24 protein-coding genes are annotated in these 24,421 nt (G+C 67.9%); 11 read left to right on the top strand and 13 right to left on the bottom strand.

Features of this window, described 5'->3' with window-relative positions; translation table 11 throughout:
• Window position 1: 1 nt before the first annotated feature.
• From LKD76_RS21775 to LKD76_RS21760, 4 genes are all read right to left on the bottom strand, one after another.
• Window positions 2-919 (bottom strand): helix-turn-helix domain-containing protein, encoded by a 918-nt coding sequence (locus LKD76_RS21775; protein ID WP_227983252.1) that lies wholly within the window; start codon window positions 917-919, stop codon window positions 2-4.
• A 75-nt stretch (window positions 920-994) separates the two neighbouring features.
• Window positions 995-2,620 carry an amidohydrolase gene (locus tag LKD76_RS21770; protein ID WP_227983251.1) on the bottom strand — a complete coding sequence of 542 codons (1,626 nt, stop codon included), beginning with the start codon at window positions 2,618-2,620 and terminating at the stop codon, window positions 995-997.
• 100 nt (window positions 2,621-2,720) lie between these two features.
• Window positions 2,721-3,899, bottom strand: coding sequence for a glycoside hydrolase family 19 protein (locus LKD76_RS21765; RefSeq protein WP_227983250.1), 1,179 nt, complete (start codon window positions 3,897-3,899; stop codon window positions 2,721-2,723).
• 78 nt (window positions 3,900-3,977) lie between these two features.
• Entirely contained in the window at window positions 3,978-4,400 is a 423-nt protein-coding gene (locus LKD76_RS21760) for a DUF1707 SHOCT-like domain-containing protein (RefSeq protein WP_227983249.1), read from the bottom strand.
• 220 nt (window positions 4,401-4,620) lie between these two features.
• Here LKD76_RS21760 and LKD76_RS21755 point away from each other — a divergent pair, with 220 nt between their 5' ends.
• Window positions 4,621-5,475 (top strand): TIGR03621 family F420-dependent LLM class oxidoreductase, encoded by an 855-nt coding sequence (locus tag LKD76_RS21755; protein ID WP_227983248.1) that lies wholly within the window; start codon window positions 4,621-4,623, stop codon window positions 5,473-5,475.
• Window positions 5,476-5,484: 9 nt separating this feature from the next.
• On the opposite strand, the gene LKD76_RS21750 is transcribed toward LKD76_RS21755, so the two are convergent.
• A complete protein-coding gene (locus LKD76_RS21750) occupies window positions 5,485-6,312 on the bottom strand; it encodes an SGNH/GDSL hydrolase family protein (protein ID WP_227983247.1) in 828 nt (275 codons plus the stop codon).
• A gap of 373 nt (window positions 6,313-6,685) precedes the next feature.
• On the opposite strand from LKD76_RS21750, the gene LKD76_RS21745 reads away from it, so the two are divergent.
• From LKD76_RS21745 to LKD76_RS21730, 4 genes are all read left to right on the top strand, one after another.
• Window positions 6,686-8,623 carry a UvrD-helicase domain-containing protein gene (locus tag LKD76_RS21745; protein ID WP_227983246.1) on the top strand — a complete coding sequence of 646 codons (1,938 nt, stop codon included), beginning with the start codon at window positions 6,686-6,688 and terminating at the stop codon, window positions 8,621-8,623.
• Window positions 8,624-8,715: 92 nt separating this feature from the next.
• Window positions 8,716-9,012: a DivIVA domain-containing protein gene (locus LKD76_RS21740; RefSeq protein WP_227983245.1), complete on the top strand. Its 297-nt coding sequence runs from the start codon at window positions 8,716-8,718 to the stop codon at window positions 9,010-9,012.
• Between the two features lie 173 nt (window positions 9,013-9,185).
• Window positions 9,186-9,977, top strand: a complete 792-nt coding sequence (locus tag LKD76_RS21735) for a hypothetical protein (protein ID WP_227983244.1) — start codon at window positions 9,186-9,188, stop codon at window positions 9,975-9,977.
• Window positions 9,977-10,486, top strand: coding sequence for an alpha/beta-hydrolase N-terminal domain-containing protein (locus LKD76_RS21730; protein ID WP_227983243.1), 510 nt, complete (start codon window positions 9,977-9,979; stop codon window positions 10,484-10,486). The genes LKD76_RS21735 and LKD76_RS21730 overlap by 1 nt, the downstream gene beginning before the upstream one ends.
• 11 nt (window positions 10,487-10,497) lie before the next feature.
• On the opposite strand, the gene LKD76_RS21725 is transcribed toward LKD76_RS21730, so the two are convergent.
• From LKD76_RS21725 to LKD76_RS21715, 3 genes are all read right to left on the bottom strand, one after another.
• Window positions 10,498-12,612: an FAD-dependent oxidoreductase gene (locus tag LKD76_RS21725; protein ID WP_227983242.1), complete on the bottom strand. Its 2,115-nt coding sequence runs from the start codon at window positions 12,610-12,612 to the stop codon at window positions 10,498-10,500.
• A gap of 117 nt (window positions 12,613-12,729) precedes the next feature.
• Complete coding sequence (locus tag LKD76_RS21720; protein WP_227983241.1) at window positions 12,730-13,152, bottom strand: hypothetical protein; 423 nt, start codon at window positions 13,150-13,152, stop codon at window positions 12,730-12,732.
• Window positions 13,153-13,345: 193 nt separating this feature from the next.
• Complete coding sequence (locus LKD76_RS21715) at window positions 13,346-14,227, bottom strand: SDR family oxidoreductase (RefSeq protein WP_227983240.1); 882 nt, start codon at window positions 14,225-14,227, stop codon at window positions 13,346-13,348.
• Window positions 14,228-14,311: 84 nt separating this feature from the next.
• Between LKD76_RS21715 and LKD76_RS21710 the strand changes: the two genes are divergently transcribed.
• From LKD76_RS21710 to LKD76_RS21700, 3 genes are all read left to right on the top strand, one after another.
• Window positions 14,312-14,890 (top strand): TetR/AcrR family transcriptional regulator, encoded by a 579-nt coding sequence (locus LKD76_RS21710; protein ID WP_227983239.1) that lies wholly within the window; start codon window positions 14,312-14,314, stop codon window positions 14,888-14,890.
• 162 nt (window positions 14,891-15,052) lie between these two features.
• Window positions 15,053-16,105, top strand: coding sequence for a mechanosensitive ion channel family protein (locus LKD76_RS21705; RefSeq protein ID WP_227983238.1), 1,053 nt, complete (start codon window positions 15,053-15,055; stop codon window positions 16,103-16,105).
• A gap of 117 nt (window positions 16,106-16,222) precedes the next feature.
• A complete protein-coding gene (locus LKD76_RS21700; RefSeq protein WP_227983237.1) occupies window positions 16,223-16,645 on the top strand; it encodes a hypothetical protein in 423 nt (140 codons plus the stop codon).
• 51 nt (window positions 16,646-16,696) lie between these two features.
• Here the strand turns inward: LKD76_RS21700 and LKD76_RS21695 are convergent, their stop codons facing one another.
• Window positions 16,697-17,284 carry a TetR/AcrR family transcriptional regulator gene (locus LKD76_RS21695; protein ID WP_227983236.1) on the bottom strand — a complete coding sequence of 196 codons (588 nt, stop codon included), beginning with the start codon at window positions 17,282-17,284 and terminating at the stop codon, window positions 16,697-16,699.
• An 85-nt stretch (window positions 17,285-17,369) separates the two neighbouring features.
• Here LKD76_RS21695 and LKD76_RS21690 point away from each other — a divergent pair, with 85 nt between their 5' ends.
• Window positions 17,370-18,383: an anthrone oxygenase family protein gene (locus LKD76_RS21690; RefSeq protein WP_227983235.1), complete on the top strand. Its 1,014-nt coding sequence runs from the start codon at window positions 17,370-17,372 to the stop codon at window positions 18,381-18,383.
• On the opposite strand, the gene LKD76_RS21685 is transcribed toward LKD76_RS21690, so the two are convergent.
• The 3 genes from LKD76_RS21685 to LKD76_RS21675 form a co-directional block, all read right to left on the bottom strand.
• The gene (locus tag LKD76_RS21685; RefSeq protein ID WP_227983234.1) at window positions 18,359-19,801 is read right to left on the bottom strand and encodes a wax ester/triacylglycerol synthase domain-containing protein; all 1,443 of its coding nucleotides are present in this window, start codon (window positions 19,799-19,801) and stop codon (window positions 18,359-18,361) included. The genes LKD76_RS21690 and LKD76_RS21685 overlap by 25 nt on opposite strands.
• A 162-nt stretch (window positions 19,802-19,963) precedes the next feature.
• Window positions 19,964-20,119, bottom strand: coding sequence for a hypothetical protein (locus tag LKD76_RS21680; protein WP_227983233.1), 156 nt, complete (start codon window positions 20,117-20,119; stop codon window positions 19,964-19,966).
• A gap of 117 nt (window positions 20,120-20,236) precedes the next feature.
• Window positions 20,237-21,283 carry an alpha/beta fold hydrolase gene (locus tag LKD76_RS21675; protein ID WP_227983232.1) on the bottom strand — a complete coding sequence of 349 codons (1,047 nt, stop codon included), beginning with the start codon at window positions 21,281-21,283 and terminating at the stop codon, window positions 20,237-20,239.
• Window positions 21,284-21,419: 136 nt separating this feature from the next.
• On the opposite strand from LKD76_RS21675, the gene LKD76_RS21670 reads away from it, so the two are divergent.
• A complete protein-coding gene (locus tag LKD76_RS21670) occupies window positions 21,420-22,049 on the top strand; it encodes a class I SAM-dependent methyltransferase (RefSeq protein ID WP_227983231.1) in 630 nt (209 codons plus the stop codon).
• A 47-nt stretch (window positions 22,050-22,096) separates the two neighbouring features.
• Here the strand turns inward: LKD76_RS21670 and LKD76_RS21665 are convergent, their stop codons facing one another.
• Window positions 22,097-23,116 carry an ArsR/SmtB family transcription factor gene (locus LKD76_RS21665; protein WP_227983230.1) on the bottom strand — a complete coding sequence of 340 codons (1,020 nt, stop codon included), beginning with the start codon at window positions 23,114-23,116 and terminating at the stop codon, window positions 22,097-22,099.
• A gap of 58 nt (window positions 23,117-23,174) precedes the next feature.
• Here LKD76_RS21665 and LKD76_RS21660 point away from each other — a divergent pair, with 58 nt between their 5' ends.
• Window positions 23,175-24,413 carry an MFS transporter gene (locus tag LKD76_RS21660; protein ID WP_227983229.1) on the top strand — a complete coding sequence of 413 codons (1,239 nt, stop codon included), beginning with the start codon at window positions 23,175-23,177 and terminating at the stop codon, window positions 24,411-24,413.
• Window positions 24,414-24,421 lie beyond the last annotated feature (8 nt).

Genomic DNA, 24,421 nt, shown 5'->3' with positions numbered 1-24,421 from the left:
GTCATCCTCTCCGGCGCAACCACATAATCGGGTCGCCGTGGTCGTGTTGCGGTGCACTGCTGGGGTTTTCGCTGCGAATCCACTGCCGGACCAGCAGCCGTCGATAGGCGGAGTAGGTGAGAACGTGGGCGACGACGGATCCGAGCACGAAACTCTCCGGCGGTTCGCACAACGCGTCGATGAGGGTGTCGCCCCAGCCGCCGCGCCGGTCGATCTCGCGGACCGTGTCCAGCCAGCGCGGGGTGATCTCGTCGTGGCGCCGGCGCAGGTGCGCGATGTCGTCGGGGCCACGGTCGGGCTGATCGGCGCCTTCGACCGACGCCAGCCAGACCTGTTTGGTCCAGATCAGATTGCCGAGTACGCCCGCGATCGTTTCCTCGGGGCCGTCCCACTGCAGCACCGTGCCGCCGCCTCGGGTCCGGCGGTATCGCGCGTCGTCGAGTTCGGCTGCCATATCCAGTAATTCGCGAGTATCGGCGACGTCGTGGTGCAGCAGCAGGGAAGTCGGATCCATATCGTGTCTGCCTTTCGGTTCCCCCTCCACCCACAGCGACATGGGTGGATGGAAATGAATCCCGTTCACCGCGGGCAACCAGCGTGCTCGTGGCGATGCGGGGGTCGCGCTCGGCGGATGTCCGAAGGCCCGGCTGTAGGCCCGGCTGAACCCTTCGACCGAGTCGTATCCGGCCGCGAACGCCACCTCCGTGACCGCCTTTCCGCCGCTCAACTGCCAGGCGGCCCGCTCGAGCAGCACCCGTCGCCGCATCGCGACCGGCGACTCACCGGTGCCCCGGGCGAACTGGCGGGAGAAGTGATAGGGCGAGGCGAACGCACCCTGTGCCATCGCGCCCAGCGTGGTGTTGTTCTCATCGAGAACGGCGTCGAGCAGTTCGCGTAGTCGGTCGCGTCCGGTGGTCACGCGAATCAGTCTGGCCGGATGCGGGCAGGCGGCGCTTGACCGAAATTGCGCATGTCGAATCGCGGCGGGAACCGGTCATCGGTTCCCGGCGGTCAGCGGGTGACCGTGCACCTGGCGCCCGGCCAGGAATGTGGCGCGCACCTCCAGGCCGGCGATATCGGCCGGCGCGACGGTGCGCGGATCGGCGGACAGGACAACGAGATCGGCGTACTTGCCCACTTCCAGTGAGCCGATGATGTCGTCGGAGAACAGCTGCCAGGCCGCATCGAGGGTTTGCGCGCGGATGGCCTGTTCCACGGTCAGGCACTGCTCGGGAGCCAGGACCCGGCCGCTGGGAGTGCTCCGGGTGACCGCGACCGCGATATTGCGCAGTGGCTCTTCCGGCGTGACGGGCGGATCGTTGTGCAGGGAGATCCGCATACCGGTCGCCACCGCCGACCCCGTCGGCATCCAGCGCGATCCGTGCTCGGCGCCGAACAGTCCGTCGACGATGATGTCGCCCCAGTAATGGATCTGGTCGACGAAGATGCTGCACGTGACGCCGAGGTCACGGGCCCGCCGCAACTGCGCGTCGGTAATGGCACCCACATGTTCGAGGCGCAGTCGGTGATCGTGGCGTGGATGGGCTTGGAGCGCTTCGGCATACACATCGAGAATGGTGTCGACGCCCGCGTCGCCCTGTACGTGACATGCCATTTGCCAGCCACGCGGGAAGTACGAGCCCACGATCTCCGACAGTTGCGCGCGGCTGTAATTGGCATGCCCGCACGAGCCGGGGGCCACGCCGATGGTGCGGGTGGCCGCGGTGTCCAGATAGGGGAATGTGAGGTCGATGTTGCCGATCCACGGTGATCCGTCGACCCAGATCTTGATCCCGGCCTGGCGCACCAAATCGTCGCCGGAACCCGGCATCGCGTCGGTGTGCAGCTGCGGGTTGGAGATCTCGTAGACGCGCAACCGCACGGTGAGGTCGTCGTGGACGACGTCGAGCACAGGGCGGAATATCGGATCGAAGGCCATCTCCGAACATGTGGTGAGCCCGGCCCGATTGAGCCGGGCGCATTCGGCGCGCAGCATCGCGGGGTACTGCTCGGGATCGATGACTCCACCCAGCAGGGGGAAGACGGCCCCGGTCTCCTCGGCGGTGCCGTCGAGGTTGCCGTCGGCGTCGCGGCCGTAGCGGGCACCCTTCGGGTCGGGGGTGTCTCGGGTCAGGCCGAAGCGCTGCGCGGTGGCGCTGTTGAAGTAGGCCAGATGGCCCGAGTTGTGAATGATGACCAGTGGTGAATCCGGCGCGAGCTCGTCGAGCCAGGACAGTGTCGGCTGGGGGAGACCGTCCTGCAGCAGCGGATCCCAGCCATTGAGGTACGCGCCCTCGGATCCGCGCGCGGTGATTTCGCGGCCGACGGCGGCGACGACCTCCTCGGCACCGCGCATCGTCACCGGCCGGATGTCGACGATCCGGTCGGAGAGCACGACCGCCTCCATCAGCGGGTGCCCGTGTGCTTCGACGAAACCGGGCATGACGCAGGCGTCGCCGAGGTCGGCAACCGTCGTGTCGGGTCCGATCCATCGGTCCACCTCCGCGGTGGAACCGACCGCCGCGATGCGGCCGCCGGCCACCGCCAGGGCCGCGGCCGTGGGACGGGATTCATCGACGGTCAGGACATTCGCGCGAATGACGAGGTCGGCTGCGGGCATGTAGTCACTATGCGCGCGCGGCATGTCCGGATGCCCGGTTCGTCAGGGCGTGTCGGCGCTCGTCGTCGTGGCCGTTCCACTGCGGGCGCCGGGGGCCGAGTCAGTCGGCGTCGAGGATCTCGCGGGCCTTGTCGTAGTACCTGCGGCGTTCGTTCGCACCGGTGTTGCCGCCGTTGATCTCGCGAGTGATCGCGTCGAGGTCGGACTTGTCGGCGTCGTCGTTGAGATGATGCGATTTCCAGTACCAGGCCGCGACATCGAAAGCATGCTCCGGATCGGCGGCCTGCTTCGGATGCCCCTCCAGATCGATGCCCAGTGCCTTGCCGGCCTCCCGATAGTTCGAGCGCCCGGTGATCTGCAGGGCGCCGCGCCCGGGGTAGCGGGAGCCGTCTCCGGGACGGGTATTGCCGAGCGATCGGCCGACGGAGGTCTGCGGACCGTACCGGGAGTCGAAATAGTCGTCGTCACCGTATTCGGTGAGGGTTTTCAGCTGGTCGGTTTCGTGGATGACCTGGGCCAGGAACGCGGCTTCGCGTTTCGGGTTGGTGATGCCCGCTTCCCGCATCGCCTTGTTCAGGTACGGCAGATACTCTCGCAACCTGCCGGAAGTCGTTTTCGGTACCAGGGACTTCAGGTCGGCCAGTGTCAGCGGGCCCATCCCGTCGCCGTTGGATTTGTTCGCGCCGACGACGGCGTCGTATTTCTTCCACATCTCGCGCAGCGAGGTGCGCAGCCGGTCGAGCAGGCCCACTTCGACTCGCGCGGACAGTTTCCCGGTGCCCACCGCGTGCAGAGCGGTCCGCAGTTCGCCGACCTCGTTCCAGATATCGCGGTTGAGTGCGGTGCCCACCTTCGCGGTCGTCGCCACGCCGGCGGCGATGACCGCGTGCTGAGATATCAAGCCCTTCTTGATATTCCGTATGCGCTCGACGGTGGCGCTGTGCGCGTCCGAAACCAGGGACTCGTCGAGGGCGTCGGACAGCCCGGTAGTGCGCAACAGCTCGTTCACATCGGGCACGGTGGCCTTGTCACCGACGCCCAGTTGGTCGACCATCGCCTGGAATACCACCTGGACCAGTTCCGTCAGCTGTTTCACGGCGTCGTGGGCGCCGGGCGGCGGGGAGAGTTCGACCGTCCAGCCGGTCCAGCCGTAGGTAGGGCAGATGGTGGCGTCCGCGGGCGCCGCGGCCTCGGGGGAGGTGGCTCCCGGGCTGGGCCGGCCGGCAGCCGCCGCTTCGGCGACGATTCGCGATGTGGATACGGCCTGCTGGTCGTCCATGCCGCCATGCTCGCACGGGTCCGCAGGCGCTCTCATCAGCGTTGGGAAATCCGGCGGCGGGGCAGGTGCGATCCGGGATCAGGTCCCGTAACGCCCCCGCCGGCCGTAGCCGGGCGGACCGAATCGGCCGCGACCGTGGATGACCAGGAAGATCAGCGCCGGGAAGATGAAGAACGGCACCATGTGAGTGGTCGCGGCGACCACGATCGCGAGGACCAGTGTGGCGAGCAGCAGAGCGGGCATCAGCGGGCGCCGCCCCCGGCTCGGTCGTGGCGGCGGGGCCGGTGGCACGGGTTGCGGCCGCGGCAGGTCGGCGAAGAGCGCGATCAGATCGCCCGTGGTCTTCGCCGTGTAGGCCCGGCTCACCCGGTCGTCGTATTCGTCGAGATCGAGGCGTCCGGCGGCGAAGTGATCACCGAGTGCGGCCGCGGCCTGCTCCCGTTCGGCCGTGCCGACGCGCACGGTCGGGGGCCCGAACACCGCGGGATCGAAATCGGTCATGGCCACCGCCTCACCAGGGGAACGAATCACGTTGACCCCAGCGTAGGCCGGTCGTCGGCCGCGCGCCTGCGCCTCTGAGCGTAGGGAAGGCTACATCGAGCGACGGACCGGCGGTTCGCCCGGATTGTCGCCTCGTGGGCGACCGTTCCCGGCCCTGGACCCGGTTCCGCCGCACTCCTCGTTCCGCTCGTGCGCCGACCGGCGCGTATAGAGTCGGGTGGTGCGCGATTTCCGCTTCGGAGTCAATTTCCTCAGCCCCGGTTCCGCCGACGAGTGGACGGCCAAATGCCGGCGGGCCGAATCACTGGGCTACGACGTCCTCCAGGTTCCCGATCACCTCGAACTCCCGGCACCGTTCCCGTCGCTGATCGCGGCGGCCGCGGCGACCGGCCGTCCCAGGGTGGGCACCTTCGTACTCAACGCGGCCTTCTGGAATCCGGTCCTGCTGGCCCGCGATGTCGTCAGCACCACACAGCTCACCGGTGACCGCCTCGAACTCGGTCTCGGAACCGGTTATGTGCGAGCCGAATTCGAGGAGGCCGGTATCGATTTCGGTACTCCCCGGACTCGGGTCGACCACCTGGAACGGACCCTCACCGAACTCCAACGGCTGCTGCCCGAGCCTCGCCCCGCGCTGCTGCTGGGCGGCAACGGCAACCGCATGCTGCGCCTGGCGGCCCGCCACGCCGACGTCATCGCCTTCACCGGCGGCGAAGCCGTACCTGGCAGCACCGACGGTTCGATGCGGCTGTCCAGTGCCGACTCGGTACACGAACGGGTTACGGCGGCACGGCGTTTCACCGCCGAATACGGCCGCGACCCCGAATTCAACATCCTGATCCAGCAGGTGGTCGTGACTTCGGATCGCAAGTCCGCGGCAGCCGATATCGCCACGAAGATGAACCATCTCAGCGCCGAGGAGGTGCTGGAGATCCCGACCCTGCTGATCGGCACCGCCGCCGAAATGGCCGATCAGCTGGCCGAACGCCGGGAACGGTTCGGATTCACCTATGTGACGGTCCTGGAACCGGCGCTCGAGGACTTCGCGACGGTGATCGACCGGGTGCGCGGCTGAGCATTTCCGCTACGGGGTCGCGTCGATGGTGACGGGCCCCAGTTCGGCCCGTCTCGCGGCCCGGCCGTGGCCGGTGGAGACGCCGCGCACGCGCCGCCACAGCCAGGGCCGCACCGTCGCCACCATCCAGCCGAGCTCGCCCAGCGTCGATCCGGCGCGGAAACGCTCGCTGTGCTGCGGCGGATGCGCCCAGCTGTGGTCGGCGCCGTCGAGGCGCATCGCCTCGGCGGCGGCCAGGGCGAATCGTTCGTGGCCCAGTTGTGAACCGTGCAGCCGATCCGGACTCCACATCCGCAGATCGGCCATCGACGGTGCGCTGTACAGATCCACCAGCCGCAGGTCGTATCGGGTGGCGCACAATCGGATTCGGTCGTTGATCAAGTCCATGCGCGGCCCGATCAACCGCGCGGCCAGCGGCACGATGCGGCGCGCGTCGGGAAAGGTCGTCGTGACAACCGTTGCGCCGCAGGCGGTCAGTTTCGCGTACAGCTCCTCCATGACGTCGAGCGCGGTGGCGAAATCGCCGCCCGGCGCGGTGACATCGTTCATACCGGCGCAGAATCCGACCACGTCGGGACGCATGGCGAGGGCGGCGTCGAGCTGCTCGTCGCGAATCTCGGCGAGCCGGCGCCCGCGCACCGCGAGGTTGGCGTAGAGGATTCCGGGATTGTCCTGAGCGAGACGTTCGGCGAACCGATCGGCCCACCCACGCAGACCACTGTCGTCATCGCCGTCCCACAGCCCCTCGGTCTGGCTGTCGCCCAGTGCGACGAACCGTGCGTACCGGGTCTGCGCCGCTGCCGGCCGGTCGGGTCCGGGTGCGGGAAATATCGTCAAAGCAGACCTCCGGGGAGAGAAGAGGGCGGCAGCGGCGCGGCTGTCGGATCGACACGCTACCGCGCGGTCACCGGCGCACTGTGGGTGGCGCGGTCGCGGCCGCGGTATCGGGGTGTGTGAGAGGACCGCCCGCAGGGGATCCGCCGCCCGCGGGGCGAGTGCGATGAGCGGCCTGCTCACGGGCACGGTGGCGCCGGTGACCGGCGGGATCCGTGATTCGCACCCGATGAGCTCGATGATCGATCTTCGTGCGCCGTATTCGCTGCGCCGATCATGACAATGTAATAGCTTGTAGGACACAGGTTTTGGTAGGCCGGGTGCGGCATCCTCCTCCGGTATTCCTGCCCCGGCCGGACCGGTTAGGGGGATCGCGGTGTCCGATATCGGATTCGAACAACGTCGCCACTGGGTAGAGCAACAGCTCGGCGAACCGGCCGCATTGACACCGGCGTGGCGGCGCTTCCTCTCGGTGCCGCTGATGCGCAAGGGCTGGCATGTCCTCGTCGAACGCGAGAACAGCCGATCGGATCGATTCGACGCCTACGCCATCGGACCGGGCGGGGTCTTCGCTCTGGTCCTCACCGATGTGGTGCCCACCGCGGCCGAGCTGCGGCGGATCCGCTGGCGTGCGGAGGAGACGTTCGCGAACCTCGTCGCGGGCCGGAAGAGGTATGTGCCACATATGATCGAGGTGATGCTGCTGATGGAGCAGGCGGCGCACACCCCGGCCGAGGCCCGCTACGTCGCGGTCGACCCGACGACGGTCGCGGCGCGGCTGTTCGCCGAGGCGACACTGTCCGCGCAGACCGCACGGCAGATCGCGATCAACGTCGCCGAACGCAACACCTGGTTCACGCTGATCTCCGCCGACAGTGCCCCCGCGCACGAAAACACCCCCGCCGAAGGTCTTTTCGCCTCCGCGGAGCTGCGCGAGAACGCACGCGCCCGGGCCCTGAAGCGACCGTTCAGCGAATGGATGACCTTCCTCGATCCGGACCAGCTCGACCTGGTGTACCGGAACTACAACGGGCCCGCGAGATTCAGCGGTCCGGCGGGTACCGGCAAGACGGTCGCCGCGCTGCATCGCATGGCGCGGTTGTCCAAACAGGGCGCCGGACGGCAGTTGTTCACCAGCTTCGTGCGGACGTTGCCGACCTACCACGAATCCGCCTTCCGGCGGCTGGCGCCGTATGCGGGCGAACGCGTGCAGTTCATCGGGCTCCACGCGTGGACCAGGCAGTTGCTCGACAGTCGCGATATCGAATTCCGCATGCCCAGCGGCGACAACGCCTTCTACCACGCCTGGCGGCACGCCCGGCGGCATCTGGAACCGATCGAGCCCAATCCGAGCTACTGGAAGGACGAACTGCATCGAGTCCTGAAGGGGCAGGGGATCGACGATCTCGAGCTGTACGTCAAGATCGACCGGGTGGGCCGAAACCGGCTGCGGCTGGACCGATCTCAACGCGAACTGGTCTGGAACCACCTGTACGTGCCCTATCAGGCGACGTTGCGCGATCTCGGGGTGGTGGATTTCAACGATGTCATCGACACGGCGATCGACGAGCTGCGCGCCGCACCCCTCGACGATCCCTACGACCTGGTCGTGGTCGACGAGGTGCAGGACTTCACCCTCATGGAACTGAAACTGGTCCACCAGATCGCCGGTGGGACCTCGACATCGCCGTTACTGCTGGTGGGCGACGGCCAGCAGCAGGTGTATCCCGGCGGCTGGCGGCTGTCCGATGCCGGCATTCCGATCGTGGGCCGCGGCGCTGTCCTGCGCACCAACTATCGCAATCGCGCGGCCGTGCACGACTACGCCAAGCGAGTCGACGCCACCAATATCGTCGACGATCTCGACGGCGCCCCCGGTTTCGTCCTGCGCGACAGCGATGTCGTTTTGCCCGGCGGCACGGCGAAAGCCGAAACCTTCCCGCGATCGCGGGCCGAAGCCCGGCTGCTCGCGGCGCTCACCGACTCGGGCTTCCTACACGCGGATGTCGCGGTCGTCACCGATACCAACCGCCAGGCCGACCGTATCCGGGCGGCATTGCGGCGCACGAAGATTCCCACCCTCTCGCTCGCCCAATACGACGGAACCCAGCACGACGCGGTGAAGGTGGGCACCGTTCATCGCGCGAAGGGGATGGATTTCGCCGCGGTCTTCCACCTCACCGATGCGCCCACCGGGCCGGTCGATCGCCTCACCGGCAGTAAGCGCGACCGCGCGGAGCTGGCGGCACGCCAGACCATGGTGGCCCTGACCCGGGCCCGCGACTACATCTGGATCGGATTGATGCGGGATTGAGCCCACCGCACCGGGGATCTCGGCTCGGGCTGTGCCCCGCGTCGCGACGGTACGCTGGTCGAAGGGATGATTCGAAGCATCGAGGGGGATTCATGCACGGGGATCGGTCGCGCGATTCCTACGGTGGGCTCACGGCCGACGACATTCGCGATGTCGCATTCGGCAAGCCCGCCCTCGGTCGCCGGGGTTACGCACAGGACCAGGTCGATTCCTTTCTCGAGCGGATCGAGCAGGAATTCCGACGAGGGACTCTCACGATCACGTCCACCGATATTCGTCTTATCGCATTCTCGAAGCCGTCCTTCGGCCGCCGCGGATACGACGAGGAGGAAGTCGATGGATTCCTCGATCTGATCGAGAACGAGATTCGCCGGCGCGAAGACCGATAACCGCCAGGTGACCGCGCCGATCGCAGCGCGGTAGTCGACCCGGCGGGACCGCCCGCGACCTGCTCGGCGACCATCGCCGACGTGGCGCGGGACACGGTACCCGCCGCGCGTGAGAGTAAACATCTTCGCAGCGAGTCGGTCTTTCTCATCTCCATCGGTTACCTTCGGCATCCATGACCGACGCATCACCGGGTCCGGCCGGGCACGACACACCGCCGGAGCCACCGCTCGCCGCATCCCGAGATTCCCAGCGACGTCCGGGCCGGGTGCGGCAAGTGGTCGGTTCGCTGGTGCTCGCGGCCATGACCGCGATGGTGCCGCTGGCCTTCGCGCCCGCCATGCCCGCGTCGGCGGCGGTGACCAAGCCCGGCGTGGAGAATCCGTCGGCCCGTGCCGCGGTGATCGATCTGGTCGGCGATCATCCGTGGTCGGTCAGCGTGCCCGCGGATTTCGCCGCCGGGGCCGGCTACCGCCCGGCGGTCGAGGGCGGTCTGCTGGTCGACCCCCAGGGCGACTGCTCGTCGCCGATCCAACTCCCCGAGGAGTTCACCGAGGCGTGCAAGGCCCACGATCTGGGCTACGACATGCTGCGATACGCCGAGCAACGGCAGCAGCCGCTGCGTCCTTGGGCGCGCCAGGCGATCGATGCCATGCTCCAGCGGCGCATGCACGCCGCCTGCGACACCCGGCCCGACGCCGCGGCTCGCGCCCGCTGCGATGTGCTGGCCACCGTCGCCACCACCGGAGTCGACCTCAACTCCCGGCGGCAGAACTACGCGACACCGGATCCGGAGTACCTGTTCGGCACGGAGCTGTCGGGTGAGCGGCTCAACGACCAGCTACTGCATATCGGCGGTCCCACCGCGCTGGGGTCGGTCGTCGCGGTGATCGTCGGTGTGGTGACATGGCGGCGCCTGGGCCGCCGCCGCGCGGCCGGTGCTGTCGTCGAGGCCGGTGCCGCCTGATGACCACTGTTACCGCTGTGTCTCCCGCCACCGCGGATCGTCCGGATCAGCCGTCGAAGAATCCGGACCCGCGTCGCCACCGGCCCATCCTGACCCGGCCCCGCATCGATACGGTCGCGGCCGTCACCGCCGCGGTCGTGGTGTCGTTGCTGCCGGCCGTCCTGCCGCGCACCTCGGTATCGCAGGCCATCATGACCGGGGTGCCGGTCGCATTCGCCATCGGAATCGTGGCGCTGGTGCGAATGGTGCTGGGGCGCTGGCGAATCGACGTCGACGCGCGGTTCGGCCGGCATCGGGTGCCGGTGCTGCTGATCTGCGGATTCGTGGCGACGGCGACCGCGGTGCGCGCCGCGGCGTGGCAGAACGGTATGCACGCGGCGATGGGGATGGCGCCGGCCGGTGCGGGGTACTGGCTGCGCTGCCTGCTCGGCTCGGCGTTGATCGTCGTCCTCCTGGTCGGGACCGGGCGGGGGCTGCGCTGGGGGGTGCGCACACTCGTCCGGCTGTAGGGGACCGGACCTCACAATCTCGTACCGACCTGCCACGCGGTACGAATCGCACCCTCGATGTAGTCGACCTCGGCCGCATCGCCGACCACGTGCACTTCGGGCACCACGCCCTCGAGCGCATCGGCCAGCGGCGCCCGCGCCGAAACCCCGGAGGCCACGACGACCATGTCGGCCGGGGCGGTCGATATCCGGTCGCCGACGCGGAATTCGACATGATCCCGGGTGATTCGCCGCACGGTCGCCTGCCGGTGCATCGTCACGCCCGCCTCACCCGCATGACGCACGGCCGTCCACCGACGTGGCATCGCCATCGGCACCCCGAGTTGGCGGCCTTCTTCGAGCAGTGTCACGGTGCGCCCCCGCTCGGCCAGGAACTCCGCGAGCTCGAGCCCGACGAGCGACCCGCCGATCACGACGACGTTCTTACCCATCGGCAGGAATTTCCGGGTCACCGCGCGGATCGCGGCGGGGCTTGCGGTGATGCCGGACAGCTTGCCCAGCCTGGCGATGAGCCGCAGCAGCGGCGGCGCTTCGGAGACGTCACCGGAACCGGTCATCAGCGCGCGCAGTGAGTCGCCGGTGTGTACGTGCGGCAGCGTGCTGCCGGGGACGGCCGGGCGCTCGCGCACCGCACCGGTGGCCACCACGACCACATCGGGTTTCAGGTTCGCGAGCACAGCGACGGTCGCCTCGGTCCGCAACCGGATGTCGACGCCCAGGCGCTTCACCTCGGTCCGCAGCCACGTCAGCAGCCGCTGGTTGTCCGGTGTGGTCAGGCTGGAGAACCAGAGCGTGCCACCGAGACGGTCGGATTTGTCCAGCACGGTGACGCGGTGTCCGCGCTCAGCGGCCAGCCGCGCGACCTCGAGTCCGCTGGGGCCCGCGCCGACGACGACGACGTGTTTCGCGCGCGGGGCCGGTACCAGCGGCAGCAGCGTTTCGTTGCCCAGCGCGGGATTCACCGCACAGACCGGGGTGTCGTCCCAGAAGTTCTCCTGAACGCACACATAGCAATTGATGCAGGGACGGACCCGTTCCGGCGTTCCGGCCGCGAGCTTGTTCACCAGCTCCGGATCGGCGAGCAGTTGCCGTCCCATCGCCGCGAAGTCGGCGGTGCCGTCGGCGATCACCCGTTCGCCGACCTCCGGCAGCACCCGGCCGACGGCGATCACCGGGATCGACACCGCCTTCTTCACCTGCGCCGCCAACTCCGTGTACGCACCGACCCGGTCGGGTAGCGGACCGTCGGTGAAGTTGGAGAACGGATTGCGACCCCAGCCGGTCACGTGGATCGCGTCGGCGCCCGCGGCCTCGAACAGCGCCGCGGCCTGCGCGGCTTCGGCGGTGGTCAGCCCCTCCTCCTCGCCGAACTCGCGTCCCGCGACCCGAACCAGGATCGCCAGCGAATCACCCACCTCCGCCTTGACGGCCCGGATGACCTGGACGGCCAACCGCGCCCGGTTCATCAGCGATCCGCCGTAGTCGTCGGTGCGCTTGTTGTCCGCCCGGCTCAGGAAGCCGCCGAGGATGTAGCCGTGCGCGCAGTGGATCTCGACGGCGTCACCGCCGGCGTCCCGCACCCGCCCAGCAGCCGACGCGAAACACCGCACCACCCAATCGATGTCGTCCTGGGTGGCCTCGCGATAGGTGGCCTGCTGCCCACCCGTCACCGCCGCCATCTTCTGCAACTCGGCGGGGGTGTTGTCACTCAGTGCGGACATGTCGGCGCGGCCGGTCGGCGTCGACGGCACCAGCAGCGGACGACCCTCGACGGTGTCGATCCGGGCGACCTTGCCGTGATGGGTCATCTGCACACACAGCTTGCTTCCCGTGGCGTGGACGGCGTCGGCGAGCGCGGTGAGTCCGGGGATGAACCGATCCTCGGACAGTCCCGGTTCCTTCCTGCTCGTACATCCGACGGGGTAGGCGACGGCGCAGCAACCGGTGATGATCAGGCCGGTCCCGCCGGCGGCGCGGGCGACGAAATGGTCGATGTCGCCTTGCTCGATCTCACCGTCGTCGCAGAGGTTCATGTCCATGGCGGGCAGGACGACGCGGTTGGGCACGGTGAGGGGACCGATGGTCCCGGGAGCCAGCAGGTGGGGATAGGTGCGGTTGCGGGTCACAGGGAGAAGTTAGGTCGCCTGAGCGGATGACATGGCGTAGCTCCCGATCATCGAGACCCGCACCGGCGTGACGCGCGACACGGCGCGGCCCGCCGCGGAACGACCCCGCGGAACGACTCAGCCCACCGCGAAGGTGGCGAATCCCGGCGTGGTCGTGCCGCCGTTCAGCGGGGTGAGGATCAACACGATCCGTCCCGGACCGGTATTCAGCGTGGCCTGCGGCGGAATCCCGTTGAGCCCGTTCGACAATTGAGCCACCCCGGAGACGCCGGTGGTGAGGTTCAGCCACTGCACCGTCGACGACAGCAGACAACCCCACTGCCCGGGATTTCCTCCGGTGATCACCGCGGAACCAGGGTGGTCGAGTACGACGGCGCAGTGGATCGGCGGGACGTCGAAACTGCCGTTCGGATTGCCGTAAGGCGCCGGGTTCACCTGGAAGGGAACAGGTGTCGGATCCGCGGCGGCGAATCCGGTCGCCGACAACCCCGCGACCGCGAGTCCCGCTATTGCGATGCCGACCCGACGAACGATATTCATCACCGCGAACTCCTGCCACCTAGACGGACCCGACCGGACTGCGCCTGAGCCTACGCCCGATGCCGCGCCGCCTGGTCCGATCGGCGTCCTCGAATCTCCGCGTCGACGAATCGGAACCGGCGGACCGCGGCGACAGCGGCCGGATCACGTTGCTGGTCAACCCTTTTCCATCCGCTGACCGGTCGCGGACGGTTCAGGGTGCGAGGTTCGTCAGATCCTCCAGCAGGCCGGGATGCGTCGGCTTCCAGCCGAGCGCCTGCTGGGTGTGGGCGCTGGAGGAGGGCTGATCGGTCGAGAAGATCTGGCCCAGCGGGCCGTAGGTCTCGGCGGACACCGACGCGACCGGCAGTCCCAGCTGCCGGCCGATCACCGTCGCGATGTCCAGGACGCGGTCACCCTCGTCGGCCACCGCGTGCCAGGACGTTCCGGCTTCGGCGTCTTCCAGGGCGAGCCGGAACAGGACGGCGGCGTCGAGCGCGTGCACGGCCGGCCAGCGCTGGGCGCCGTCGCCCGGGTAACCGGACACACCGGTGCGGCGCGCGATATCGGTCAGCAGACCGGCGAATCCGCCGCCGCCGTTGTTGTGCACCGTGCGCGGCAGCCGCACGGCCGTGCTCCGGACCCCGCGCGAAGCCAGACCCAGGATCGTGGTGACGGTGTGCCCGCGACCACCGACGGGCCCGTCGGTCGACACCGGATCGAATTCGGTGGAGGCGCGGCCCGGCACGTACGGCGTCCCCGAGACGGTGACGAGCGGCCGGTCGCTGCCGACGAGCTCCTCGCCGAGGGTGGCCAGCGCGGCGCTCTCCTCGGCGATATTCGCGGCCAGGGCTTCGGCGCTACTGAAATCGTTGCCGAATGCCAGATGGATCACTCCCTCGGATTCGGCGACACCGTCGCGGAGAACATCGAGGTCGGCGAGTCCGCCTCGGAGGGTTTCGGCGCCTGCCGCCGCGGCGGCCGCGGCGGCCGCATCGGAGCGGGTGAGTGCGAGCACGGTGTGACCGTTGCCGACGAGCTCGGCGACCACAGCGGAACCGATCACGCCCGTGCCCCCGGTGACGAATACGCGCATGAAATTCTCCTCCAGTGATGAGACCTTTGTCCCGTCACGCTACCACGGCGACGGGACTCTTGTCCCATCACTTATGATGAGCCTATGGGTCGATGGGAACCAGGCGCACGAGAACGGCTGGTCGTGGCGGCTGTCGATCTGTTCACCGAGCAGGGCTACGACGCCACCACGGTCGCGCAGATCGCCGAACGCGCCGGAGTCACGAAAAGCACCTTCTTCCGGCACTTTCCCGATAAACGCGAACTCCTGGTGGCCGGGCAGGAGACGCTGAGCCGGCTGCTGACCGAGGGGATCGAAGAGGCATCGGCCGCCGCCAGCCCGCTCGAGGCGGTCGCCGCCGGCCTCGAACGCGCCTCGACCGCCATGGGGCCCATGAATCGAGAGCTCGCACCCCGCCTCAAAGCAGCCGTTGCCGCCAGCACCGAACTTCAGGAACGGGACGCCCTCAAAACCGTCAGCCTGGCGGCCGCCATGACACAGGCTCTGATCACCCGCGGGGTGCCCGGCCCGACCGCCGCGCTCGCGAGCGAATTGGGCGTCCTCGCCTTCAAACGCGGATTCGCCGAATGGTCCGAAGGTGAGTTCGAAACCTCCGAGGAGCTCTCCCGGCTCACACTGGCGGCGCTGGGCGAGTTGCGAGCGGCCAGCGCAACGCTGGGATGATCGGCTCCCGCCGGCCCGGAAGCGTTGCGGTCGATCACTATTCGACCGCCGCGAGCCCGGAACTGTCGAATTTCCCACAGTCCTGGGCGAATGCGAGCTCCGGCCTCGATCGGTAGCGTGGCGAGAAGCCCGAGATGCAGTCGTCGCGAGGAGTTGGAAGCCTTGGAGGAGGTACTTCGACCGCTGGTGGTCCTCGCGGTGACCCTCGCGGTCACCATCACCATCGGCATACTGGCCGACCGCCTGCTGTCCCACGCCGCCGACAAACATCCTCGGAACCGGCTACCCGCCCTGCTGCGGCGCATCCATCTGCCACTGCAGATCTTCCTCGCGACACTCGCCCTGCATTTCACCTATCCGCTGGCCCGGATCCAGCTGCGACACGACGGGGTCGTGCTGAACATTCTGGCGGCGATGGCCATCCTGTCCGCGGCCTGGCTGGTGATGCGCGCCGTCGACGCGATCGCCGAGAACACACTGGACAAGTACGCCAGACGGGCCACCGACACCGCCCGGGTCAGACGCCTGCACACCCAGTTGACCCTGGTCCGGCGCATCATCACCACGGTGCTGGCGATCACCACCGCGGCCGTCGCGATCCTGCTGCTGTTCCCGAATCTGCGAACTCTCGGCACCTCACTGCTCGCCTCCGCCGGCGTCATCGGCATCATCGCCGGTGTGGCCGCGCAATCCACGCTCGCCAACCTCATGGCCGGTCTGCAGATCGCCTTCGGGGATTCGGTGAAGATCGGCGACACCGTCGTGGTCGAGGGGGAGTGGGGCACGATCGAGGAGATCACCCTGTCGTTCTTGACCGTCCGGATCTGGGACGACCGCCGCCTCACCATGCCCGTCTCGTACTTCAACTCCAAGCCCTACGAGAACTGGTCCAAAGGCGGCCCTCAGATCACCGGCACCGTCTTCCTCTACCTCGACAGCAGCACGCCGGTCGACGAACTGCGCGACCACCTGCGCGCCTACCTGCGCAGCCGCGACGACTGGGACGGCCGGAACTGGAACCTCCTCGTCACCGACAGCACTCCGTTCGGAATCCAGGTTCGCGCCTCCATGTCCGCCCGCAACGCCGACGACGTGTGGACGCTGCGGTGCGCGGTGCGAGAGGAACTGCTGGCATGGCTCGGGCGGGAATATCCCGGTGCGCTGCCGAAGGTGCCCACGAGTGTGGTCGAGCGGGCGCACGCCATGGCGGAGTAGTCCGCGCTATCCCCGTCCGTGGCAGCAGGGTTCGGGACCGAATCCGACACCTGCCCGGTTTACACTCGCCTCGCATTACCGACCTGTGGGTTGGTTCTCGAGTGATGAGGTACGAACGTGGTTGTTCACACGGAAACCGCCGTGGTGCTGTTCTCCGGCGGGTTGATCTTCTTGTCGGCGCTGGTGCTCGGGGTGTGGAAATGGCAGGCGATGACCGCGTCCGCGAACGGCCTGGCGCATCCCTACATCGACATCGCGCACCGTGCGGCCCTGATGTATTCCTTTGCGGTCGTTCTTATTTCGCTGTTCGTGGAGCTGTCCGGCTGGCCCGCGGTGGTGAACTCCGTGGCCGCGGGAGCCATGATCGCGATGTTCGTCATCACTATCGCGAACTACGTCCGGCTCGGCCTGCGGGGTGAAACCGATAATCAGATGCACAACGCCCCGCCGAGTATGCGGGTCATCCTGGCGCTGTTGATCGTCGGTGAGATCGGCGGCTTCCTGGTCTTGTTGACCGGATTCGCCGCCGGTCGATTCTGAGCGCCATACCGGGGCGGATCGACATCGAATGCACCCCCTCGCCGCTGCGGTTCAGGTGAACAGGCCGGCACGCGCGGCCGTCAGCGCCACTCTCGCGGCAGCGTCGGCGGTGCTGTCGTCCACCGGCTCGCCGGTGATCAGCACGCGGAAGTAGATCGGCGCCACCAGCGTCTTGATCATCTCGGCCGGATCGGTGCCGTCGGGGATCTCGCCACGGGCGGTCGCGCGCGTCACGACCGGCAGCGTCTGCCGAATCCGGTCGCGGAACACGTGGCGAGCGGAATTGGGTGGTGCGGGCAGGCCGGCGGCGGTGGACACCAGCACGGCCGCGATGGCGCGGCCGGAGGCGCTGTCGGCCCATGCGACGAGGCTGCGCGCGAGGGCGCGCAGGTCGTCGTCGACCGAACCGGTATCGGGGATCGGGATTTTCGCGGCGACACTGTCGGTCAGCGCCTCGGCGATCAGGCTGTCGCGATCGGGCCATCGCCGGTAGACGGTGGTCTTGTGCACACCGGTGCGCTGGGCGACGTTGTCGATCGTGAACGCGGCGTATCCCCGTTCGCTCAGCTCGTCGACGGTGGCGGCGAGCACGGCGGCGCGGACCTTCGGTCCACGCCCCAGCGGTGCGGACGAACTCATTGCAACTCCTAGTTGCGATATCGACTGCGGGCGAGCATGCTGACACTATCGCAACTCGAGGTTGCGATATCCGATGGGAGTCTCGATGCTGTCGAAATCCGTCCGGGGCGCCGCCCTCCTGTTCTCCGGATTGCTGGCCGGCGCGTTCGGCTACGGCGCCGTGAATGTGCTGTACGCGTTTCGCGAAGTGCCCCTTGATGTTCGGTTCACCTTCCACGTCGCACTCATGCGGGTCAACGGGCCGGTCATGCAATCGCTGATGGGTCTGGCGGTGCTCAGTACCCTGCTGCTCGCGGCGCGATCGCGGGGCGGCCGGCGGTGGGTCGCCGCGACCGCCGCCGCGCTGCTGGTCACCTCATTCCTGGTGACCCGATTCGGGAACGTCCCGATCAATCAGCAGATCAAACGATGGGCAGTGGGTACCCCGCCCGCCGACTACGCCGATATCCTGCGACGCTGGGAACTGTTGCATGTCACCCGAACCGGTTGCGCGCTCCTCGCCTTCGCTCTGGTGATCGCGGTGGTCATCGGGTTCACCGCCACCGCCACCGCCACCGCCGGCGTCGGCCGGCTGCGCGACGAACGCCACACGCCGTCCACGACACGCGGTCTCCGCAATCGGGTCGTCGTATTCGCCGATCGAATCGGCATGCCGTTCGGCCCGATTCATCTGCTCACGGTCAAGGGCCGCGCTACGGGAACACCACGAACCACCCCGGTCGCGCCGATACTCGTCGACGGCGTCGAGTACCTCGTCCAGGCCTATCCCGATGCCGATTGGGTCAAGAACGCTCGCGTCGCCGGACACGGTGTGCTCGCTCGCGGCCGGAAGTCCCGGATCGTCGACCTGATCGAAGTGACCGAGCCGCAGCGCGTCCCCGTGCTACGCGCGTTCCCCCGCCAAAACCCCAGGGGAGCACAGGCATTCGTCAGAAACGGGGTGGCCGAATCCAGCTCCCCGGACAGCTTCGCCGCCGCCGCGAGCCGTTGCCCCGTCTTCCGGATCGAACCGGTGAGCGTCCAGCCTCCATGCGATGGCGGCGGCCGGGATCAGGACACGGCGGTGGGAGATCGTCACCGGCGCGGGCCCTGGACCTGATCGTGACCAGTGAATTCACCTGCGGCATTATCGAATTCGCCGGAAGGATGAGCGGTCGCCACCTCGAGCACGGTGCGGAAGCCGTCGATGAGACAATCCTTCAGCACTTCGAGATCCGGCACGGCGGCGGTGTCCGCGTTGATCCCCACGCAGCAGGTCCCGACATGGGAGATCAGGGTCACGTTGAACGCCGTGCCGATCGTGGGACCGAAGGCATACATCCGCTCGACTTTCGCGCCGGCGACATACATCGGTACCGGTGAGCCCGGGACGTTCGACGCGACGAAGTCCACATGTTTCAGCATGGCGGTCACCATGCCGACGGGCAAGCGATTCAGGATGGCCGCCGCGGCAGCCGAATACGGCAGTGCGGGTTCGCTGCGGCACCCCACGATCGCCTCGTGCAGGCCCCGCATCACGTCCGCGGGGTCCGCGCGGTCGGCTGGAAGCGCGAACCTGGACAACGTGAGGCGATTCCCGCCGATCGGATCGCCCGCCCTGCGCAGGCTGATCGGCATCGTCACTCGAAGCCGCTCGACATCCGCGCCGTGGCGGGCATGGTAGGTGCGCAAACCCACGACGACCGCGGCCAGAAAGGCGTCGTTGATCGTGCAGTCCGCGGTATGCGCTGCCGCACGCAAGTCCGCGACGGGGACATCGAGGGTCGCCAACCGTCGTCCGAGACCGCGCCGCGTCATCACCGGGGACCAGGTATCGGTGACCGGGCGCACCAGACGCCCGAACGAAATCGCCATGGCCGCGCTGTCGCGGACGGTTCGAATCGGAGCTGTCACAGCTCGCCGAGCCAGCAGCGGCAGCCGTGACGCACCGCTGCGCGCCAGTGCCGAGCCGACGGCCCAATTCCAGGCCACGATGGCGGGCAGCCCGCGGCGCTGTGCGACAGGGCGCTCGGGAACCGGTTCCGGATCGCGCCCGGCCCGGGTGAAATCGACAATCTCGTTCGCCAGTTGAATGCCGCCCACACCATCGCTCAGCGAATGATGAAACTTGAGAACAAGCGCGGCCCTCCCGCCGCTCAGTCCGCTCAGCAGCGTCGCCTGCCACAGTGGTCGTGCCGGGTCGAAGGCGGTCATCGCCTCGCAGCGGGCGAATTCCAGGACCGAGGAAGCATCTGTCGACGCGGGCAACGCGACGTGACGCACGTGCCATGACAAATCGAAATCGGTGTCCGGGGTCCACCGGGGCGGAGCCAGGCCGATCGGCAACGCGACCAGTTTGTCGCGGAACCTCGGCGCCATCCGCGTTCCACGGTCGATCATTCGCAGCAATCGATCCACGTCCGGGGTGGTATCCAACATCAGAGTCGACACCACTGTCGAGCGCAGAATGGCATCGCGCTCCATACTCCAGGAGAACAAATCCGACTGGGTCAGATGAGATTCGCGTGGATCGCCCATCAGTTCGCCTTCGAATACTCGTCGTCGAATAGGCGCTGCCGAACCCTGTCGGCTCGGCCGCACCACTCAGCAACCGACGCTATCCGCCGGGAGCGGAGCACCGGTAGAGACGGAACGCCCGGTGGGGCACGTCCGAAAGACCCTCGTCGCCGACGGTCGCTTCTACTGCGACATCGAGTCCACGGCCTTGCCGATCCGCTCGAGGCCGGTGGCGTACTTTTCGTCGACGCTGGCCCGCGTGGTGACGACTTCGACGCTCTTCTTTCCGATGGTCTCGACTTCGGTCAGGCTCGATATGACCGAACGCACCGCTGCCACTGCCGCGACGATCAACAGGATGGTCGCGGTCCAGCTGAACGCCGTCGCGGCAGTGGGATCCGTCGCAAACGAATTCGAAACGTAGCGGTATATACAGGAAGCCCTCGAGGTGCGTGATCAGGGTGTGGGGTCCGAGCGGTCGGCTCTGATTGCCGCCGCGGCAGCCGCCCGCGACCGCACCCCCAGTTTGGTGCGAGCGTTGGCGACGTGCCGATGAACCGTATGCGGACTCAGCATCAGCCGTTCGCCGATCTGCGCGTCGGTCAGCCCGTCGGCGACCAGCCGGAGAATCTCCCGTTCCCGCTCGGTCACCGCGTCGGGTCCCGCTGGGACCGGCCGGGACCGCACCGGATGCCCGAGCCCGCGCAGGATCTCGTCGACCACAGCGGTCGCGTCCCCGCGCCACGGGAAATGATCCTCGCCGTGAAGTTCGACCACGGTTGCCCGGCGGACGCGGCGAGCGACGTCGGCGCCCAGCGCGAAGGGCACCGCGCGATCGTCGCGGCGGTGCAGCACCGTCGTCGGAACTGTCACGGCCGCAAGATAATCCGTCGCATCGAGTTCGTAGGTGGCCGACAGTGATCGCGCGGCCTGTTCGGCGGTCGCGGACAGGCGCTGGAACCGGGCGAACCGCTCACGTTCGGCGTTGTCCGCGCCGGGGACGAAGATATCGGCGAGCAGACGCGAGCCCAGCCCCCAGTGCGCGGAGATGGTGTTCACCAGCGCTTCCCGCACACTGGCCGGCGCGATATCCGATCCCCGGGCGAACGCGCCGTAGAGCACCAGCCGATGCACCCGTCGGGGTAGCCGCGCCGCGATGCCCGCCGCGACCGCCCCACCCGACGACGCGCCGAGCACGGCGACGCGCTCCAATTCGAGCGCGTCAATGATGTCGGCCGTCACGGCGATCTCACCGTCCAGATCGAGTGGAGATCCGGCGGGCCCGGACATACCGCGCCCGGGTTGGTCGTATCGGATGACGGTGAATCGCTCAGTCAGCCGGGACAGGAATGCCCGGAACCGGGGATCCTCCCAGTTGAGGGTCAGATGACTGCACCACCAGCCGCCGATCAGCAGCGCGGGACCCGTGCCGACCGCCGAATAGGCGACGTCGCCACCGACGGTCGTCACATGACGAACTACCTGGTCCTCGATGCGCAACATGATGTCCCTCTAACGCGTCGTCTCGTCAGGGTCTCACGACAAGAGATGATCGTGCGAGGCGCTGGGCGTTGCGGTCGCCGACAATGGCCCGAAAGGGCCATGACGTGGCCCGCTGTCACAGACCAGACTCGTCTGCATGACTACCGCAACCTTCGGCCAGCGCCAATTCGCTCGCTGGTATCCCGGCTTCATGGCCCGCGTCGATCGAGCCGGCCAAGCCGATATGCGCCGCGCCCAGCTCGCCCGCGCGCGCGGCCGCACCTTGGAAATCGGCGTCGGCAACGGCCTGTCGCTCCCCAACTATCCCGACGACCTGGACGAACTCGTCCTACTCGAACCGAACCCGGTGATGCGCGCCCAGCTGGCGGCGCGGGACGACGCGCCCGACGTCCCGATCGCCATCGTGGACGGTGACGCCCACAACCTGGAATTCCCCGACGCCAGCTTCGACACCGTCACCGCGTCCCTGGTGTTCTGCTCGCTCCGCGACCCGGCAAGAGCCCTGAGCGAACTCCACCGCGTCCTCCGCCCCGCAGGCCAGTTCCTCTTCCACGAACACGTTCGCGGCACCGGCCTGCGCGCAGGAGTGCAAGACCTGATCACCCCGCTGCAACGACGCCTCGCCGACGGCTGCCACGCCAACCGAGATTTCGAATCCCTGCTGGAGGCAAGCGATTTCGACATCGACGAGATCGAGCACACGCGAATGCCGACGATGATGCCGACCATTGTGCCGTTGGTGGTCGGGACCGCGCGGCGGCGGTGAGCCCCATGGGGACGACGTATCGCCCTGGCCCGGGATCGAGTCTGTGATCAGCCGATGTGGTGGCCGTGTTCGTTGTGATTGCGGTTCGATCCCCGGTTGATGGCGATGAGCAGGTCCCCGGCTTCGGTGCGGCGGTAGGTGACTCTGCGGCCCATCCGGGTGCCGGTGATCAGTCCGGCGTCGCGCAGCACCGTCAGGTGCCCGCCGACGGTGCCCAGGGACAGGTCGAACAAGGTGGCCAGTTCGCTGGTGGTCGCTGGTCGTTCGAGTTCGCGCAGGATCGCGGCGCGGTTGTGGCCGATCAGCCGCTCCAGAGCGGTATCGACCGGTTCGCGATCCTCGACGGCGAAACCCCGGGCGGGGTAGACCAGCGCGCGCCGGTCCGGTGGCGCCTCACACAACCAGGAGCCACTGGTATGGGTGACCGGCACGAACAGCATTCCAGCGTCGCCGACTATACGGTCCGGAGCGTCCTGCGTACCGAACTGGATCGTGTCCGACCCGACCCAGGCGCTGCGCCGGGCCATGTGCCGCAGCGCAGGCGGCCAGCCCTCACGGGCCAGCACACCGGAGCGATAGGTGATCTCGCGCTCCAATACCGCACGGCGACCAGGCCATTCCGGAAACACATATGCCCGCCAAGCCGACCGCAGCATGTCGGAGGTTCTGGCTCCCCAGCTGTGCCCGGTCAGCCAGTCCAGGTCATGGCGCAGCCAGCTGTTGGCCACCGAAAGCTCCAGTTCGGTGCGCACAAGCGCGTCAGGCATGGCGGCGACCGCGGCCAGTTCGTCGTCGAGTGTTGTTCGCATCCCGCCGGGCGGGGGGATCGCGACGAACCGCGGTATCCATTTCGTGGTGGCCAGCAGCCGGACCAGACCGATCGCGAACGGGTCACCATCGAGGCCGGCCAGGAAATCGGTGTGGTGACGCCCGTACCAGGAGGCGAGCCACGGCTTGGCGGGCCCGTCCTTGCCCAACACGAGCACCGACCCCAAGGTCTCGGCAAGCGGGGACAGCGCGAACCGAGACTGGGACACCGCCGCCGCGTTCAGCCGAAGCCTGACCATGTTTCGCCTCCATCCGAAACATTAGTCGAACCGTGGTCCGCTCCGCAGACTCGTGCAAATGCGTTTTTCTCCCCTGCGGCATGCGGGATTCCGGTGGTTCTTCTTCGGGCAGACCGTGTCACTGTCGGGCAGTGCGATGGCTCCGGTGGCGGTGGCGTTCGCGGTGCTGGATGCCTCTGGCAGCATCGGGCAGCTCGGTGTGGTGTTGGTGGCCCGCACGGTGCCGATGCTGGCATTCCTGCTGATCGGCGGCGCGATGGCCGACCGCTACTCCCGGCGGACGGTGCTGCTGGTGACCAATGCAGGTTCCGCGCTCACCCAGGGCAGTGTCGCGGTGCTGCTGTTGACCGGACACTATTGGTTGCCCGCGGTGGCGTTGCTGGAGTGCGGCAACGGTGTCCTGGCCGCGTTCACCACACCGGCCTTGCGTGGGGTGGTATCCGACCTGGTCGATAAATCCCAGCTCCGCCAGGCGAATTCGCTGCTGGGTATGGCGCGCAACGCCACGAAGATCCTCGGGCCGGGCGCGGCGGGCGTGATTGTCGCGACGGTCGGTAGCGGTGCGGCGATAGCTGGGGATGCGGCCAGCTTCCTTGCCGCGGCGGTGTGCCTGGCCCGGTTACCGCTGGCGACACCGGTGACCTCGGCCGCGCGTAGTCTGCTGGCCGAGATCGGTGAAGGCTGGGCGCAGTTCCGGTCGACACCGTGGATCTGGACGGTGACAGTCGCCTTCTTCGTGGTGAACCTGGTCCTGACCGGAAGCTGGCAGATCCTCGGCCCCGCCCTGACCAAACACCTCTCCGGAGAACAGCTCTGGGGGTTCGTGCTGTCGGCCCGAGGGCTGGGCATGCTGCTGATGAGCGCGCTGATGTCCCGCCTGCTCATGGGACACCTTTTACGGTTCGGACTACTCATGGGCGTGCTGTCCGCCCTGCCGATGATCGCGCTCGGTGCACACTTGGCGCCATCGTGGCTGATCATCGCCGCCTTCGTCGGCGGGGCCGGGATGTCGGCGTTGGCGATCAGCTGGGATACCTCGCTGCAGGAACACGTGCCCGAACACACCATCTCCCGAGTGTCGTCCTACGACAATCTACTGTCCTACGCAGCGATCCCGATCGGCCAATCGTGTATCGGCCCGCTCTCCGGCACACTCGGAGGTTTTCACGTGGCCCTCGTCACCGGCATTCTCGCCGCAGCCGCAGCCCTGGCTCCACTCGCTTCCACCGCCGTGCGCCGGTTGCCCCACGCCCTGCCCGAGCGTTCACCGTCCGAACCAACGCCCATTACCAGCTGAAGGAATCG

Source organism: Nocardia spumae (genome assembly GCF_020733635.1).
GTDB classification, from domain to species: domain Bacteria; phylum Actinomycetota; class Actinomycetes; order Mycobacteriales; family Mycobacteriaceae; genus Nocardia; species Nocardia spumae.
The sequence above is the reverse complement of the archived record's forward strand: the minus strand, read 5'-3'. Positions and strand labels throughout refer to the sequence as shown.